The 14566-nt window shown below is 70.1% G+C and carries 15 protein-coding genes; 8 read left to right on the forward strand and 7 right to left on the reverse strand.

Annotated elements, in window-relative coordinates; translation table 11 throughout:
• Positions 1-52: 52 nt before the first annotated feature.
• A complete protein-coding gene (gene gyrB, locus AB0C15_RS03900; RefSeq protein WP_357348381.1) occupies positions 53-1999 on the reverse strand; it encodes a DNA topoisomerase (ATP-hydrolyzing) subunit B in 1947 nt (648 codons plus the stop codon).
• Between the two features lie 522 nt (positions 2000-2521).
• Between gyrB and AB0C15_RS03905 the strand changes: the two genes are divergently transcribed.
• Positions 2522-3076, forward strand: a complete 555-nt coding sequence (locus tag AB0C15_RS03905; protein WP_238657701.1) for a hypothetical protein — start codon at positions 2522-2524, stop codon at positions 3074-3076.
• On the opposite strand, the gene AB0C15_RS03910 is transcribed toward AB0C15_RS03905, so the two are convergent.
• On the reverse strand, positions 3061-3597 hold the full coding sequence (locus AB0C15_RS03910) for a MarR family transcriptional regulator (protein WP_357348384.1): 537 nt from the start codon (positions 3595-3597) through the stop codon (positions 3061-3063). The two genes, AB0C15_RS03905 and AB0C15_RS03910, sit on opposite strands and share 16 nt — an antisense overlap.
• A 125-nt stretch (positions 3598-3722) precedes the next feature.
• Between AB0C15_RS03910 and AB0C15_RS03915 the strand changes: the two genes are divergently transcribed.
• On the forward strand, positions 3723-3950 hold the full coding sequence (locus AB0C15_RS03915) for a hypothetical protein (RefSeq protein WP_357348386.1): 228 nt from the start codon (positions 3723-3725) through the stop codon (positions 3948-3950).
• A gap of 9 nt (positions 3951-3959) precedes the next feature.
• Here the strand turns inward: AB0C15_RS03915 and AB0C15_RS03920 are convergent, their stop codons facing one another.
• The 5 genes from AB0C15_RS03920 to dnaA all read right to left on the reverse strand — a co-directional run bounded on the left by AB0C15_RS03920 (position 3960) and on the right by dnaA (position 10353).
• Positions 3960-4571, reverse strand: coding sequence for a DciA family protein (locus AB0C15_RS03920; RefSeq protein ID WP_357348388.1), 612 nt, complete (start codon positions 4569-4571; stop codon positions 3960-3962).
• Positions 4561-5694 carry a DNA replication/repair protein RecF gene (gene recF, locus AB0C15_RS03925; protein ID WP_357348389.1) on the reverse strand — a complete coding sequence of 378 codons (1134 nt, stop codon included), beginning with the start codon at positions 5692-5694 and terminating at the stop codon, positions 4561-4563. The genes AB0C15_RS03920 and recF overlap by 11 nt, the downstream gene beginning before the upstream one ends.
• A 16-nt stretch (positions 5695-5710) precedes the next feature.
• A complete protein-coding gene (gene gnd, locus AB0C15_RS03930; protein WP_357348391.1) occupies positions 5711-6583 on the reverse strand; it encodes a phosphogluconate dehydrogenase (NAD(+)-dependent, decarboxylating) in 873 nt (290 codons plus the stop codon).
• A 40-nt stretch (positions 6584-6623) separates the two neighbouring features.
• Positions 6624-7757, reverse strand: a complete 1134-nt coding sequence (dnaN, locus tag AB0C15_RS03935) for a DNA polymerase III subunit beta (RefSeq protein WP_357348393.1) — start codon at positions 7755-7757, stop codon at positions 6624-6626.
• 775 nt (positions 7758-8532) lie between these two features.
• A complete protein-coding gene (dnaA, locus tag AB0C15_RS03940; RefSeq protein ID WP_357348684.1) occupies positions 8533-10353 on the reverse strand; it encodes a chromosomal replication initiator protein DnaA in 1821 nt (606 codons plus the stop codon).
• Positions 10354-10993: 640 nt separating this feature from the next.
• On the opposite strand from dnaA, the gene rpmH reads away from it, so the two are divergent.
• The 6 genes from rpmH to rsmG all read left to right on the forward strand — a co-directional run bounded on the left by rpmH (position 10994) and on the right by rsmG (position 14545).
• The gene (gene rpmH, locus AB0C15_RS03945; RefSeq protein ID WP_007453904.1) at positions 10994-11131 is read left to right on the forward strand and encodes a 50S ribosomal protein L34; all 138 of its coding nucleotides are present in this window, start codon (positions 10994-10996) and stop codon (positions 11129-11131) included.
• Between the two features lie 34 nt (positions 11132-11165).
• The gene (rnpA, locus tag AB0C15_RS03950) at positions 11166-11579 is read left to right on the forward strand and encodes a ribonuclease P protein component (RefSeq protein WP_357348395.1); all 414 of its coding nucleotides are present in this window, start codon (positions 11166-11168) and stop codon (positions 11577-11579) included.
• Positions 11576-11872: a membrane protein insertion efficiency factor YidD gene (gene yidD, locus AB0C15_RS03955; RefSeq protein WP_357348397.1), complete on the forward strand. Its 297-nt coding sequence runs from the start codon at positions 11576-11578 to the stop codon at positions 11870-11872. The genes rnpA and yidD overlap by 4 nt, the downstream gene beginning before the upstream one ends.
• A complete protein-coding gene (gene yidC / locus AB0C15_RS03960; RefSeq protein ID WP_357348399.1) occupies positions 11869-12858 on the forward strand; it encodes a membrane protein insertase YidC in 990 nt (329 codons plus the stop codon). The genes yidD and yidC overlap by 4 nt, the downstream gene beginning before the upstream one ends.
• 213 nt (positions 12859-13071) lie before the next feature.
• The gene (locus AB0C15_RS03965) at positions 13072-13689 is read left to right on the forward strand and encodes a R3H domain-containing nucleic acid-binding protein (protein WP_357348401.1); all 618 of its coding nucleotides are present in this window, start codon (positions 13072-13074) and stop codon (positions 13687-13689) included.
• A gap of 4 nt (positions 13690-13693) precedes the next feature.
• The gene (gene rsmG, locus AB0C15_RS03970; protein WP_357348402.1) at positions 13694-14545 is read left to right on the forward strand and encodes a 16S rRNA (guanine(527)-N(7))-methyltransferase RsmG; all 852 of its coding nucleotides are present in this window, start codon (positions 13694-13696) and stop codon (positions 14543-14545) included.
• Positions 14546-14566: the final 21 nt, after the last annotated feature.

The raw sequence follows: 14566 nt of genomic DNA on the forward strand, positions 1-14566 counted from the left end.
CTGTGGACCGGTGGATCGGCCGGGCAGCGCCCGGCCGATCCACCGCGGTCCGTCAGATGTCCAGGAACCGGACGTCCTTGGCGTTGCGCTGGATGAACGACCGGCGCGCCTCGACGTCCTCACCCATCAGCACACTGAACAACTCGTCGGCGGTCGCCGCGTCGTCGAGAGTGACCTGACGCAGGGTACGCGTCGCCGGGTTCATCGTGGTCTCCCACAGCTCGGGATAGTTCATCTCGCCGAGGCCCTTGAAGCGCTGGATGTCGTCCGGCTTGGCGTTCGGCTTCTTCTGCTGGCGCAGCGCGATCAGACCGTCCCGCTCGCGGTCGGAGTACGCGTACTGGGCGTCGTCGCCCTTCTTGTTCCACTTGATCTTGTAGAGCGGCGGGGCCGCCAGGTAGACGTGCCCCAACTCGACAAGCGGACGCATGAAGCGGAACAGCAGGGTGAGCAGCAGCGTCTGGATGTGCTGTCCGTCGACGTCCGCGTCGGCCATCAGTACCACCTTGTGGTACCGCAGCTTCTCCATGTCGAAGTCGTCGTGGATGCCGGTGCCCAGCGCGGTGATCAGCGCCTGGACCTCGTTGTTCTTCAGCACCCGGTCGATCCGGGCCTTCTCCACGTTGAGGATCTTGCCGCGGATCGGCAGGATCGCCTGGGTCCGTGGGTCGCGGCCCTGCTTGGCCGAGCCGCCGGCCGAGTCACCCTCGACGATGAACACCTCGGACTCGCGGGGGTCGGTCGACTGGCAGTCGGCGAGCTTGCCCGGCATCGAGCCGGACTCCAGCAGCGACTTGCGCCGGGCCAGCTTGCGCGCCTGCTGGGCGGCGATCCGCGCCCGGGCCGCCTGGGAAGCCTTCTGGATGATCGTCTTGGCCTCGGCCGGGTTGCGGTCGAACCAGTCGACGAGCCGGTCGTTGCAGACCCGCTGCACGAAGCTCTTCACCGGGGTGTTGCCCAGCTTCGTCTTGGTCTGGCCCTCGAACTGCGGGTTGGTCAGCTTGACCGAGATGATCGCGGCCAAGCCCTCGCGGATGTCCTCGCCGGAGAGCTTCTCGTCGCCCTTTAGCAGCTTCTTGTCGGTGCCGTACCGGTTGACGACGCTTGTCAGCGCCGACCGGAAGCCCTCCTCGTGGGTGCCGCCCTCGTGCGTGTTGATGTTGTTGGCGAAGGTGTAGACCGACTCGCCGTACGACTCGTTCCACTGCATGGCGATCTCGAGGGACATGCCCTCCTCTTCGGCCTCGAACTCGACCACCGTCTTGTGCATCGGGTTCTTGGAGGCGTTGAGGTGCCGGACGAAGTCGGCGATACCGCCGTCGTAGCGGAAGGTGACCTCGCGGGTCTTGCCCTCCTCGTCCTCCGGGACCCGCTCGTCGAGCAGGTGGATGGTGATGCCCCGGTTGAGGAAGGCCATCTCCTGCAGACGTCGGTAGATGGTCTGGAAGTCGAAGTCGACCGTCTCGAAGACGTCCGGGTCCGGCCAGAAGGAGACGGCCGAGCCGGTGCTGTCGGTGGTCTCGCCCTTTTCCAGTTGGCTGGGCTTGGAGTTGGTGTACTGCTGCCGCCAGACGAAGCCGGACTTGTGGATCACCACGGCCATCTTCGTCGAAAGCGCGTTCACCACGGAAACGCCGACGCCGTGCAGACCACCGGAGACCGCGTACGCCTTGCCGTCGAACTTGCCACCCGCGTGCAGCACGGTCAGCGCGACCTCGACACCAGGCTTCTTGAGCTTCGGGTGGAGGTCGACCGGGAAACCACGGCCGTTGTCGGTGACCCGGACGCCGCCGTCGGCGAGCAGCACCACGTCGATGGTGTCGCAGTAGCCGGCCATCGCCTCGTCGACCGCGTTGTCGACGACCTCCCAGACGAGGTGGTGCAGACCGCGCTCGCCGGTGGACCCGATGTACATACCGGGCCGCTTGCGAACGGCCTCCAGCCCCTCGAGAACGGTGATCGACTCTGCGCCGTACTCCTGCTTGTCCTGCGCTGCCACCCTCGGCCACTTTCTCGCGTCAGCCGCGCCGGTAGGGCGCGTCGGGCGCGGGTTCGGCGGACAGGACGCGACGTCGGCGCGCAGACCGGTGCCGAAGAACTCCGGACAGCGGGTCGAACGCGCCGGTCGCCGCGGTTGCCCGCGGATCGCGATCGGCTCGACCCGACGTGGAGAATGAATCTGGGGCCCAGCGGCCCCGTCGCACTCCCGCACCGGGTCTTCGTCTCGCTGTCAATCCTACTGTGCGCGGATGACAGAACCACCACTCGGCACCCTCAGCGGGGCGGCTGAGAAGTCCATAGCCGGCAGAACCCTGCCGCCCACGACTCCCCCCACACGCCTGACCCCCATCGCACGCGCCGCCCCGGAACGGGTTGACCCGCGGTCGGGCGGGTCGGGGGTCGCGGCCGACGCGTCAGTGCCGTACGTTTGCGGCGCCCCGGAACCAGCCTTGATCTTTACCGGTTGGAACCGGGACGATCGACCCGATCGACCCGACACGTGCTCTTTAAGAGGTGACAGATGGGGCTGGACAACGTCGCGGTGCACTGGCCGCGGACCGGCCGCTTCTACGATCCGGTGGCGCCGGCCGAGTTCGTCGACTTCGGCGAGATCGTCGACCTGCCGCGCATCTCGGCGCCGACCGCGGCGCTGGCCGAACTCATCGCGAAGACCGGCACCATCCGGGCGACCGCGTACACCGAACTGGTGGACCTGCTGCTCGGCCTCGAAGGTGTGTTGTACGCCACAGACGCCGCCGCCGAGGACGAGGACCCGGTCATCGACCCGGACGGCTGCTCCTGGATCGCGAGCGGCATCGAGCGGTTCGTGGCCGCGCACCGCCCGAACGGGGAGGCGGTCACCTTCGAGTCGGTGAGCACCGTGCTGCGCTCCCTGCTCGGCGATGGTCGGTTGGCCGAGCAGCAGCTGCGCTGGCTGGAGAGCCGGCTCGACGCGCTGCGCGACGAGCGCGGCGATCCCCCGCAGTGGAACTTCACCTGCGCCGAACTGGGCGTGCTTGCAGCGTTCTACCGGCGCTGCGCCGAGCGCGGGTTCGCCGTCTACGCCGACGCCTGAGCCGCCACGTCGGCCGGCTGGTCGGCAGCCGGCTGGTTGGCAGCCGGCTGGTTGGCAGCCGGCTGGTTGGCAGCCGGCTGGTTGGCAGCCTTGATCAATTGCGTCAGCACGGCGTGCAGGTGTTGCAGGTCCTCGACGGGCAGCCCGAGCCGCTGCACGATCGCGGCCGGGATCAGCTCCGCCTGACTCCGCAGCGCGGCACCGCTTGCGGTGAGGGTGACGGCGAGGCTGCGCTCGTCGCTCGGGTCGCGCTCCCGGCGCAGGTAGCCGGCCGCCTCCAGGCGCTTGAGCAGGGGTGACAACGTGCCCGGGTCGAGCTGGAGCAGGCGGCTGAGGTCGCGACCGGACAACGGCGCGTGCTGCCAGAGCGCCAACATCACCAGATACTGCGGGTGGGTCAGCCCCATCGGCTCCAGCAGCGGCCGGTAGACGGCCACCACGCTTCGCGCCGCGACGGAGAGGGCGAAGCAGACCTGCTGCTCCAGGGCCAGCGGGTCGGCGCCGTCAGGTCGTTCGCTCATCGGTTGCTCTCTCCTGCCACGATGACTATCGTACCGATCATTGGTACACCAACCATTGGCCCACCAACGGTCAGCGCGTGCGACGGGCGCAGGCCGACGGGGCGACGCGGGAAAGAGGGCGGCAGATGAGCGAGGACGGCGCGGTCACCAGAGCCCCGGGCGAGGGTGGCCGACTGATGCGGTGGGCCTTCCGGCACCTCGCCGGCCCGGCCGAGGGTGTGCAGGGCGCGGTGCAGGGCGGCTCGGCCGAGGCCCGCGAGGCGTGGAAACGCGACCTGGCCGAGCGCAAGCGTTTCACCCGGGAACAGCGCGAACGCAGGCGCGCAGCTCGCGAGGCCGACCGGCGCGGCTGAGCAGCCGGCTCAGCCGTACGTGTCGCGTGGACCCCGCCCGCGTACCCGGCGTGGTCCCTTCCCCCAGGAGGGCGCGGCCGGGCCGTGGATGTGCAGCTTGCGCACCACGTTGTGGCCTACCTCGCTGGCGATCTGCTTGAGCAGCGACCCCGCGAGCAGCCGCAGCTGGGTGGCCCACGCGGTCGACCGTGCCTCAACGGTCAACTCACCGTTCTCCAACTTCACCGGCCGGCTGTTCTGCGCGATCTCGGCGCCGACGACCCGCTCCCAGGCGCCGAACACGGTGGCCTCGGCCGCCGGCTGCTGCCAGCCACGTGCCTTCACCAGTCGGTTCAACACGGCGCCGAGCGGCTGCGGATCGCGCGGGTCGGGGCCGGGGCCGGAGTAGCCGCGCAACCGCCGCCCCGAGCCGCCGGCAGCGTCACCGCCGCCGGGCGTGCGCCGCGCGCGCGCCGCCGCCTGCCGCCGGGACAGCGCCGCGTCGAGCACCGCCCGGGCCAGCTCCGGCCCGCTGGCGGCCGCCGCCGGCTCACCGCCCGCCGGTCCCTCCGCCGCCTTCGGGGTACGCGCAGCCGGGCCCTCGCCTGCCGCCGGTCGACCTGTGCGTGGCTCATCCGACACGGCGTACCGCCCCTTCGCCAACCTGATAGCGGGTGCCGCGCAGGGCGGCCGGTACGTCGTCGTCCACCGCGCAGGTGACCAGCAGCTGACTCGCGCCGCCGACCAGCTCCGCCAACCGCTCCCGGCGGCCGGTGTCCAACTCCGCGAAGACATCGTCGAGCACCAGCACCGGTTCGATGCCGTCGGCGCGCAACAGGTCGTACCCGGCCAACCGCAGCGCGAGCGCGAACGACCACGACTCGCCGTGGCTGGCGTACCCCTTGGCGGGCAGCGGCCCGAGGCTCAGGGCCAGCTCGTCGCGGTGTGGGCCGACCAGGGTGGTGCCCCGCTCGATCTCGGCGGAACGGGACGCGGTCAGGGCCGCCGTCAGCGCCTCGGCAAGCGTGGCCCGGTCGGTGGTCGGCTCGGCCAGCTCGATCGAGGGTCGGTACGCGATGCTCGCCGCGCCCCGACCGGCGGCCACCGCGTCGTACGCCTTGGCCACGTGCGGGGTGAGCGCGGCCACCAGCTCCAGACGGCCGGCGAGCAGCTCCGCGCCGTGCTGGGCCAGGTGGGTGTCCCACACGGCGAGGGTGCCCAGGTCGCCACCCCGCGACCCACCAGTCTTGCGGGCCAGGTACGCGGTGCGCAGCAGGGCGTTGCGCTGCTTGACGACCCGCTCGTAGTCGGCCCGCACGCCCGCGTACCGGGGTTGACGGTTGACCAGCAGGTCGTCCAGGTAGCGGCGGCGCTCGGCCGGGTCGCCCCGGACCAGCTCGAGATCCTCCGGGGCGAAGAGCACCAGCCGGAGCGCCCCGAGCACGTCCCGGGCCCGCCGCGCCGGCGAACGGCCCAGTCGGGCCCGGTTGGCCTTGCCGGGCACGATCTCCAGCTCGACCAGGAGTTCGCGCCCGTCGTGCACCACCGCGCAGCGGATCACCGCGGACGCGGCGCCCATCCGCACCAGCGGCGCGTCGGTGGCGACCCGGTGCGAGTCCAGGGTCGCCACGTAACCCAGCGCCTCGACGAGGTTGGTCTTGCCGACACCGTTGGCACCGACCAGGACGTTCGCCCCCGGCTGAAGATCGACTGCCACCCGCTCGTACGAGCGGAAGTCGACGAGTTCCAGCCGGTGAACGTACACAGGTTGTGGATACCGCTCAGCGCTTGTGGACGGCGTGGCCACCGAACTGCTGACGCAGCGCGGAGACGGCCTTCATGGCGGGCGAGTCGTCCTGCCGCGAGGCGAACCTGGCGAACAGCGAAGCGGTGATGACGTTCAGCGGAACGGCCAACCGGACCGCCTCGTCGACAGTCCACCGGCCCTCGCCGGTGTCCTCCGTGTAGCCGCTCAGGTCGGCCAGCTCCGGGTCCTCGTCGAGCGCCCGGTCCAGCAGGTCGAGCAGCCAGGAACGGACGACCGTGCCTTCCCGCCAAGACTTGATCACGCCCGGGACGTTTGTCACCAGCTCCGAGGCGGCCATCAACTCGTAGCCCTCGGCGTAGGCGTGCATCAGGCCGTACTCGATGCCGTTGTGCACCATCTTCGAGTAGTGCCCGGCACCGACCGGGCCGGCGTGCACGAAGCCGAACTCGCCCTCCGGCTTGAGCGCGTTGAAGATCGGCATGAGCCGGTCGACGTGCTCCTGGGCACCGCCGACCATCAGCCCGTAGCCGTTCTGCCGGCCCCAGACGCCGCCGGAGACCCCGACGTCGATGTAGCCGATGCCCAGCTCGTTGAGCCGCTCGGCGCGGGGGGCGTCGTCACTGAAGCGGGAGTTGCCGCCGTCGATGATGATGTCGCCCGCACCGAGCACCTCGGCGAGCTCGTCGATGGTGGCGTCGGTGACACCGGCGGGCACCATGATCCAGACCGCGCGCGGGGACTCGAGCTTCTCAGCCAGCCCCGCAAGGGTCGTCACGTCGCTGATCTGCGCGTTGTGGTCGAAACCGACCACCTCGTGCCCGGCGGAGCGCAACCGCTCCCGCATGTTGCCGCCCATACGGCCGAGTCCTACCAGCCCGAGCTGCATGTGTTTCTACCTCCGTGGATCTGGGTGTTGCTGGGCGCGATCAGCGCGAGACGCGGATCGGCATGATGAGGTACCGGTACCCCGGAATCACCTCGCCATCCTCGCCAGCGGGCGAGATCACCGCAGGCTTGAAGGCGTCGACGAACGAGAGCACGGCCGTCTGGGAGCCCAGGTTTGCCAGACCGTCGATGAGGTACTGCGGGTTGAAGCCGATGGTCAGCGGGTCACCCGTGAAGGTGGCCTCCATCGCCTCGCTGGCCCGTGCCTCCTCGGAACCACCGGCCTCGACGACCAGGCCGTCGGCGCTGAAGCTGAGCAGCACCGGGGTGGTCCGTTCGGCGACGAGCGCCACCCGCTTGACCACCTCGATCAGCGTGCTCACCGGCACCAGGGCCGTGGCGTTGTGGGTGGCCGGGAAGAGGGACCGCACCGGCGGGTAGTTGGCGCCGTCGAGCAGCCGACTGGTGGTGCGTCGGGTGCCGCCGGCAAGGCCGACCATGCCCTCGCCCGCAGCGCCCTGGGCGAGGGCGAGCGTGACCTCACCGCCGAGCGGGCCGAGGGCCTTGGCGGTGTCGTTCAGGGTGCGGGCGGGCACCAGGGCGTTGATGCTCACCTCGGGGTCGTCCGGGCGCCACTGGATCTCGCGCAGCGCCAGGCGGTAACGGTCGGTGGCGAGCATCGACAGCGTGTCGCCGGACAGCTCGACCCGGACACCGGTCATCATCGGCAGCGTTTCGTCCCGACCGGCCGCGATGGCCACCTGGGACACCGCGGTGGCGAACGCGGCGGCGTCGACGGTGCCGGCGCTCTGCGGCATCTCGGGCAGCGCGGGGTAGTCCTCCACCGGCATGGTGGGCAGGGTGAACCGGGCGCTGCCACAGACCAGCTCAAGGTGCGCGCCGACCGCGGCGATGTCGACCGGCTTGGCCGGCAACGCCTTGGTGATCTCGGCGAGCAGGCGGCCGGAGACGAGCGCGGCGCCGTCGGCGTCGCCCTGCACCTCGACGGTCACCTGGCTGGAGACCTCGTAGTCGAACCCGGAGACCCGCAGGTTGCCGTCGGTGACGCGGAGCATCACCCCGGCGAGCACCGGTACGGATGGCCGGTTGGGCAGACTCTTCGCGGTCCAGGCCACGGCCTCGGCGAGCGCGTCGCGCTCCACTCGGAACTTCATCAATGCCTCCGCGTCGACGTCAGCGACAACTCTCTCATGCCGACCGCTGCCTACCGTCCCGCCCGACCGTGCGGGTACCCATCGCACCTTAGGGCGCGGGGGCATCGGCTGTGCGCCCGACCCCTTGCTTCGTGTCGGTGCTGACCGGCTGATCCGACAGCGTTCGGCCCGATCCACAGAAAGCCCAACGGTGATGATTGGTTTTTGTTCTCTTAGAAGAGATAACTCATCGTCTTCATCGCACCTGTGCAAACTGTGGAAAACCGATGTCTGCGCAGGTCAGACAGGTTATCTACAGGTGATTTAGCTGTGGAGAACCGGGGGTACAACCGGCTTGTGTGTCCACAGGCCGGCTTCGGCGGCCGGTTGTCCACCGTTGTCCACCGGTTGTCCACCGGTAATCCACCGACTTTCTCCCCAAGCCTGTGGATCGCGGGGAAGATCACCATTGCCGTCATCCCCAGAACCTTCAACAGCTCGTACACAGGTCGACGGTCATCGGTGGAAAACGTGGCGGTTGTCCCCAGGCGTCCACAGCGTCGTACACAGGGTTTCTCCACAGGCTGTGGGTAACCGGCGCAGGACGGACCGTAGTTATCCACCGCCGGTGGACAACGAGCTGTGGACAACGAGTGGACGACGAGGCGGTCACGGCCTCGATCCTGTGGTCTAGACCATGTCGAGAGTCCAGTTGGCGGACCAAAAAGAACGCCCGGCCGGCGATCCGGCCGGGCGTGTCCCGGGCTGTGTGCCGCCGCTGTGGCGGGTCGTACGCCTAGCTGTTCTGCTTGATCCGGTTGGTCAGCTCGGCGATCTGGTTGTAGAGCGAGCGCCGCTCGGCCATCTGCTGACGGATCTTGCGGTCGGCGTGCATCACCGTGGTGTGGTCCCGGCCACCGAACGCCTGCCCGATCCGGGGCAGCGACAGCTCGGTCAACTCCCGACACAGGTACATGGCCACCTGGCGGGCGTTCACCAGCACCCGGGACCTGGACTGGCCCCGCAGGTCCTCAAGGCTCACCCCGAAGTAGTCGGCGGTCGAGGCCATGATCTGGTCGGCGTTGATCTCCGGGCCGGCGCCGTCGGGCATGAAGTCCCGCAGCACCTCCTCGGCCAGCGACAGCTCGACCGTCGACCGGGTCAGGCTGGCGAACGCGGTCACCCGGATCAGCGCGCCCTCCAACTCCCGGATCGAGTTCGACACCCGGGAGGCGATGAACTCCAACACGTCCGGCGGGGCGTACATCCGCTCCTGCGCGGCCTTCTTCTGCAGGATCGCGATCCGGGTCTCCAGATCCGGCGGCTGGATGTCGGCGAGCAACCCCCACTCGAACCGGGTGCGCATCCGGTCCTCGAGGGTGGCCAGCTGGCGCGGCGACCGGTCCGAGGTGATCACGATCTGCTTGTTGGCGTTGTGCAGGGTGTTGAAGGTGTGGAAGAACTCCTCCTGGGTGCGCTCGCGGTTCTCCAGGAACTGGATGTCGTCGATCAGCAGGATGTCGACGTCGCGGTAGCGCCGCTGGAACGCACTGGTCTTGTCGTCCCGGAGCGAGTTGATGAAGTCGTTGGTGAATTCCTCGGTCGAGACGTACCGGACCGAGCGGGCGTTGCCGAGCGTCGTGGCGTAGTGCCCGATGGCGTGCAACAGGTGGGTCTTGCCCAACCCGGAGTGCCCGTAGATGAAGAGCGGGTTGTACGCCTTCGCCGGCGACTCCGCCACCGCCACGCTCGCCGCGTGGGCGAAGCGGTTGGACGAGCCGATGACGAACGTCTCGAACATGTACTTCGGGTTGAGCCGGTTGCCGCCGGAGTCGGCCCCGGGCAACCGGCGGTCGTCGCGGCCACCGGGCCGATGGTCCACCGCGCTGCGGCCCGGGCCGCTGTCCGTTCCGCTGTCCCGGGGAAGCGAACGGATCACGTGCTGGTCGCGCGGTGACGCCGAGTCGTCCCGGTAGCGGGGCTCGTAGGGCCGGGTGTCCGGGCCGGACGGGTCCAGGCGGGCGGCCTGCTCGTCGTAGCCGCGCCGGTCCTGGCCCGGTCGGGGCGACCGCATCGGCTCCGCGAAGGCGGCGCTGAACAACGCCTCCTGCCCGTCCCTGCTTGCGGGAATGAGCCCCGGGCGATGCCCGTCGACGGTCGGCGCGAGCGGCGGACCCGCCGGCGCGGGAGGCGCCACCGGATCCGGCGTACGCGGCGCGGCCGACTGCTCGGGGATCATCGCGTCGGCCGACGGCCGGGCACCCTGGTCGTCGAACGGGGCGACACCCGGCCCGTCGATGTCGAGCGGCTCCGGGGCGCTGCGGTACACGGTGCCGGCCGGCCGGCCGGTGGCGTCCTCGGCCACCCGAACGGTGACCGCCACCTGGATCGGTCGGCCGAGCCTGCGGGTGAGCGCCTCGGTGATCGCCGGGCGCAGCCGTGACTCGATCACGTCGCGGGTGAACGCGTCCGGGACGGAGAGCAGTGCGGTGTCCTCGACGATCGCCCGCAACCGGGTCAGTCGGAGATAGGCACGCTGCTGGGCGGAGATGATCTCGTCGGCGAGCTCGTCGGTCGCCGCCAACCACACTGCGGCAAGGTCGGTCGTACCGGCCACCGTCGTGCCACCCCCTCGCTTCTGCTCCCGGCCGCCGCTGTCTGCCAGCCGGCCGTCCCGGGCCCGCCGCGTTCGCGGGTGGAACAACACCCACCCGGACGGTCGACCGGTGGTCATCCACAAGTTATCCACAGCCTGTGTACCGACCGATCGTGGCCGCCGCCGGCTGCGGGTGGGACCTGCCCCTGCCTGGTCGGGCGCTGAAGCGGGTTCACCGTGCCGAACGATTCACTGCCTGGTCCGGTCTTGCCTGTGCGACTCTTGCCTGTGCGACGACCGGAGCTTCCGACGCTCACCGCAATCGGGCACGGTAACAGCGTTGTCCCTGCGCCATCAACCGGCGACGCGGCGGCGCCCTTGTCGGCATCAGCGAAAAGCGCCCTCCGGCCTCGGGCGCGTCCCGTTGTCCGCTGCTCGGGGTGTTTGACGGTCATTGCACCGCTGCGTAGGCTGGAATGGCTGCTTTCTCGCCCTCTGCTAGGGTGATGGGTGCTTGCTGTCCGCGGTCGCATCCCCGCATCGCCGAGGTCCCGCTCCGCCGGACAGCACCGATCGTGGGCCACCGTCGCGGTGGCCTGGACCACCACACGACCCCGGCGATCCCGTCGCGCGGGGCGCGTACGAAAACGGAGAGCCTGACGTGAGCAAGCGCACCTACCAGCCGAACAACCGCCGGCGCGCGAAGACCCACGGCTTCCGGCTGCGCATGCGCACCCGTGCCGGCCGTGCCATCCTGTCGAGCCGTCGCGCCAAGGGTCGCACCACCCTGTCGGCCTGAGCCGACGGGGCCGGTCCAGGGGACGTGGGCAGTCGTGCTGGCCGCCGCACAGCGACTGCGGCGCAGCACTGACTTCGCCGCAGCGGTTCGTGGTGGCCGACGCGCCGGACGTGGCGCCGTCGTGGTCCACCTGGCCGTGCCGGTGACCGTCGACCCCAGCACACCGAGCTTGCCGGAGCCGGTACGGGACAACAGTGCGGAGCAGTCCGTGCCGTCCCGTGCCGGCTTCGTCGTGTCCAAGGCGGTCGGCAACGCGGTGACCCGCAACCGGGTCCGCCGTCGACTGCGGGCGCTGGTCCGGGAGCGGTTGGCCGCCCTGCCCGTCGGCAGCACCCTGGTCGTCCGGGCGCTCCCCGCCGCGGCGCAGGCGTCCTACTCTCGACTCGCCACCGACCTGGACTCCGCCATCGCGGTTGCCCGGTCGCCCCGCGAGCGGCGGCCCCGATGAGCGGCACCGACCAGACCAGCCCACGCCCGTCGACAACCGGTGCCAAGGTGCTGATCGCGCCAATCATCGCGTACCGTCGGTGGATAAGTCCGGCACTGCCGGCTCGCTGTCGGTTCTACCCGTCGTGCAGTGCGTACGCCCAGGAGGCGGTCGTACGGCACGGCGCGCTCCGGGGAGCCGTGCTGGCGGTCCGGCGGCTGTTGCGCTGCCACCCCTTTCACCCTGGTGGATACGACCCGGTTCCGGAGCCGGGCGGCCGCCGCCGTGCTGATGTGACTGGAGCCCCGAATTGAGTCTCGACTGGATCTACTACGCGATTTCGTGGATCCTGCTGACCTGGCACTCTGCCTGGGACGCCATCGGGGTGCCCGTCGGCGCGGTGCTCGGCACCAACTTCGCCTGGATCCTGGCCATCATCTTCCTGGTGGTCACCGTCCGGGTGATCCTGTTCCCGGTCTTCGTCAAGCAGATCAAGTCGCAGCGGGCGATGCAGGCGCTCCAGCCCAAGGTCAAGGAGCTTCAGGAGAAGCACAAGGGTGACCGGGAGACGCTCCAGAAAGAAATGATGGAGCTGTACAAGAAGGAGAAGGCCAACCCGCTGATGGGTTGCCTTCCGATGTTCCTTCAGATCCCTGTCTTCCTGGGGCTCTTCCACGTGCTGCGCCGGCTCGACCCGGACAAGCAGAACCAGACCCTCTACGGCTGGACCGTCGACCAGTTCCAGAGCGCCTCGCAGGCGAAGCTCTTCACCGCGCCGATCGCCGGTAAGTTCGGCTCCACGGCCGAGGAGCTGGCCAGCCTCGGCGCCAACGGCAGCACCGTGAAGATCATTGCAGGTGTCCTGGTCCTGGTCATGATCGCGACCACCTACCTGACCAGCCGTCAGATGATCCTCAAGACCGGCTGGGCTGAGGATCCGCAGCAGCGGATGATCCAGCGACTGATGCTCTACGGCATCCCCGCCTCGCTGCTGATCTCCGGCGCGATCTTCCCGATCGGCGTCATCATCTACTGGGTCACCAACAACCTCTTCACCCTCGGCCAGCAGCAGTGGGTGCTGCGGAAGTTCCCGCCGCCGGTGACCGCCAAGAAGGCCGTCGCCCCCGCCGCCACCCGCAACCCGGTGCAGCCCGCCAAGTCCGGCGGCCTGTTCGGTCGCGGCAAGACGGCCCCGCCGGCGCCGGTCAAGGCTGCCGCGCCGAAGGTTGCCGGGCCGAAGCCGGGCGCCAAGCCGATGAACAACGCGAAGAAGGGCCGGCCCGCCAAGCGGCAGGGCTGACGTGCGAGGGGCCGCCGACGGAGCACCGTCGGCGGCCCGTTCCGCACCGCGCAGCCGCCGTACGGCCGGCGCCGGGTGGAACCGACCGCGCACCGCGCGGCCACGGGCGACACTGCCCGTACAGACGTGCCCGTGGGCACCGGCGACCTCCCGCCGGCCCCGGGAAACCAGTCGGACCCCGCGGTCCGGCCGAGCGAGTACGGAGATGAGACCGTGACCGAGACCAGCATCCCCCGCGCCGAGCAGTCCCTCGACGAGGAGGACACCACCACGCTCGCGGTGGACGGCGACGACACCGAAGCCGATGACACCGAGGCGGACGACGACACCGACACCGCCGCTGGCACCCGGGTGAAGAAGACTGTCGGCGAGGGCGACCTGTTCCGGCAGAGCGAGATCGCCGCTGACTACGTCGAGGGCCTGCTCGACATCCTCGACTACGACGGCGACATCGACGAGCTGGTCTCCGGTGGCCGCCCGATGGTCGAGGTGGTCGGTGAGCGGCTACAGAGCCTGGTCGGCCAGCGCGGTGCCACCCTCGAGGCACTCCAGGAGCTGACCCGTCTCGCCGTCTTCCGGCAGACCGGAACGCCGAGCCGCCTACTGCTCGACGTCGGTGGCTACCGGGCGAACCGCCGTAAGGAACTCGCCGCGGTAGCCAAGAACGCCGTCGAGAAGGTCAAGGAGTACGGCGAGCCGGTCCGCCTGGACGCGATGTCCGCGTTCGAGCGCAAGTGCGTGCACGACGTCGTCAACGCCATGTCCGGTGTGGCGAGCGAGTCCGAGGGTGTGGAGCCGAACCGGCGCATCGTCGTACGGCCGGCGGACTGACCGGGTGACCCACGACGACATCACGGCCGACGCCGTGTCCGGCCCGGGCGGCACACCGCCCGGGCCGTCCGCTGTCCGCCCCGCCGATTCCGAGGTCGCCGCCGACTCCAGTGGACGGGACGCCGCCCCGTCCCCGGCCGACGCGGCGTTGCCGCCCGAGCTGGCTCCGGCCGCGCTCACCCTCTTCGGCGATCGTCTCGACCTGGCCGCCGCGTACGCCGAACTGCTGGCCACCGACGGCGTGGTCCGCGGCCTGATCGGGCCCCGGGAGGCACCTCGCATCTGGGATCGGCACCTGCTCAACTGTGCGGCGGTCGCCGAGCGGATCCCGTCCGGCGCGACGGTGCTTGACGTCGGATCCGGTGCCGGTCTGCCGGGTCTCGTGCTGGCCATCGCCCGCCCCGATCTGACGGTGACCCTGATCGAGCCACTCGCCCGACGGACGTCGTTCCTGATCGAGGTCGTCGAACGGCTCGGACTGGCCAGGTCGGTACGGGTGTTCCGCGGCCGGGCCGACGAGGCGGCCAGCGGATCGAGTGGTCGAGAGCCGATCAGCGGAGACGTGGTGACCGCCCGCGCGGTCGCGCCCCTGGATCGGCTGGCCGGTTGGAGCCTCCCCCTGGCGGTCCGCGGTGGCCGCCTGCTGGCGCTCAAGGGTTCGTCCGCCGCAGCCGAGATCGAGGAGCACGCCGATCTGGTGGCGAGGCTCGGCGGCGGGGAGCCGGCGGTGCGGCTCTGCGGCGTCGGGGTCATCGATCCGCCCACCACCGTGGTGGAGATCGTGCGTGAGCGGATCGTCGGCCCCCGCCCTGCGGCCAAGAAGCGCGCCCGGGGCGGGCGCTCCCGCCGAAGCTGACAGGTCGTGCCATCGGGCTTC

The organism is Micromonospora sp. NPDC048835 (genome assembly GCF_040649995.1).
In the GTDB taxonomy this organism is placed as follows: Bacteria; Actinomycetota; Actinomycetes; order Mycobacteriales; family Micromonosporaceae; genus Micromonospora.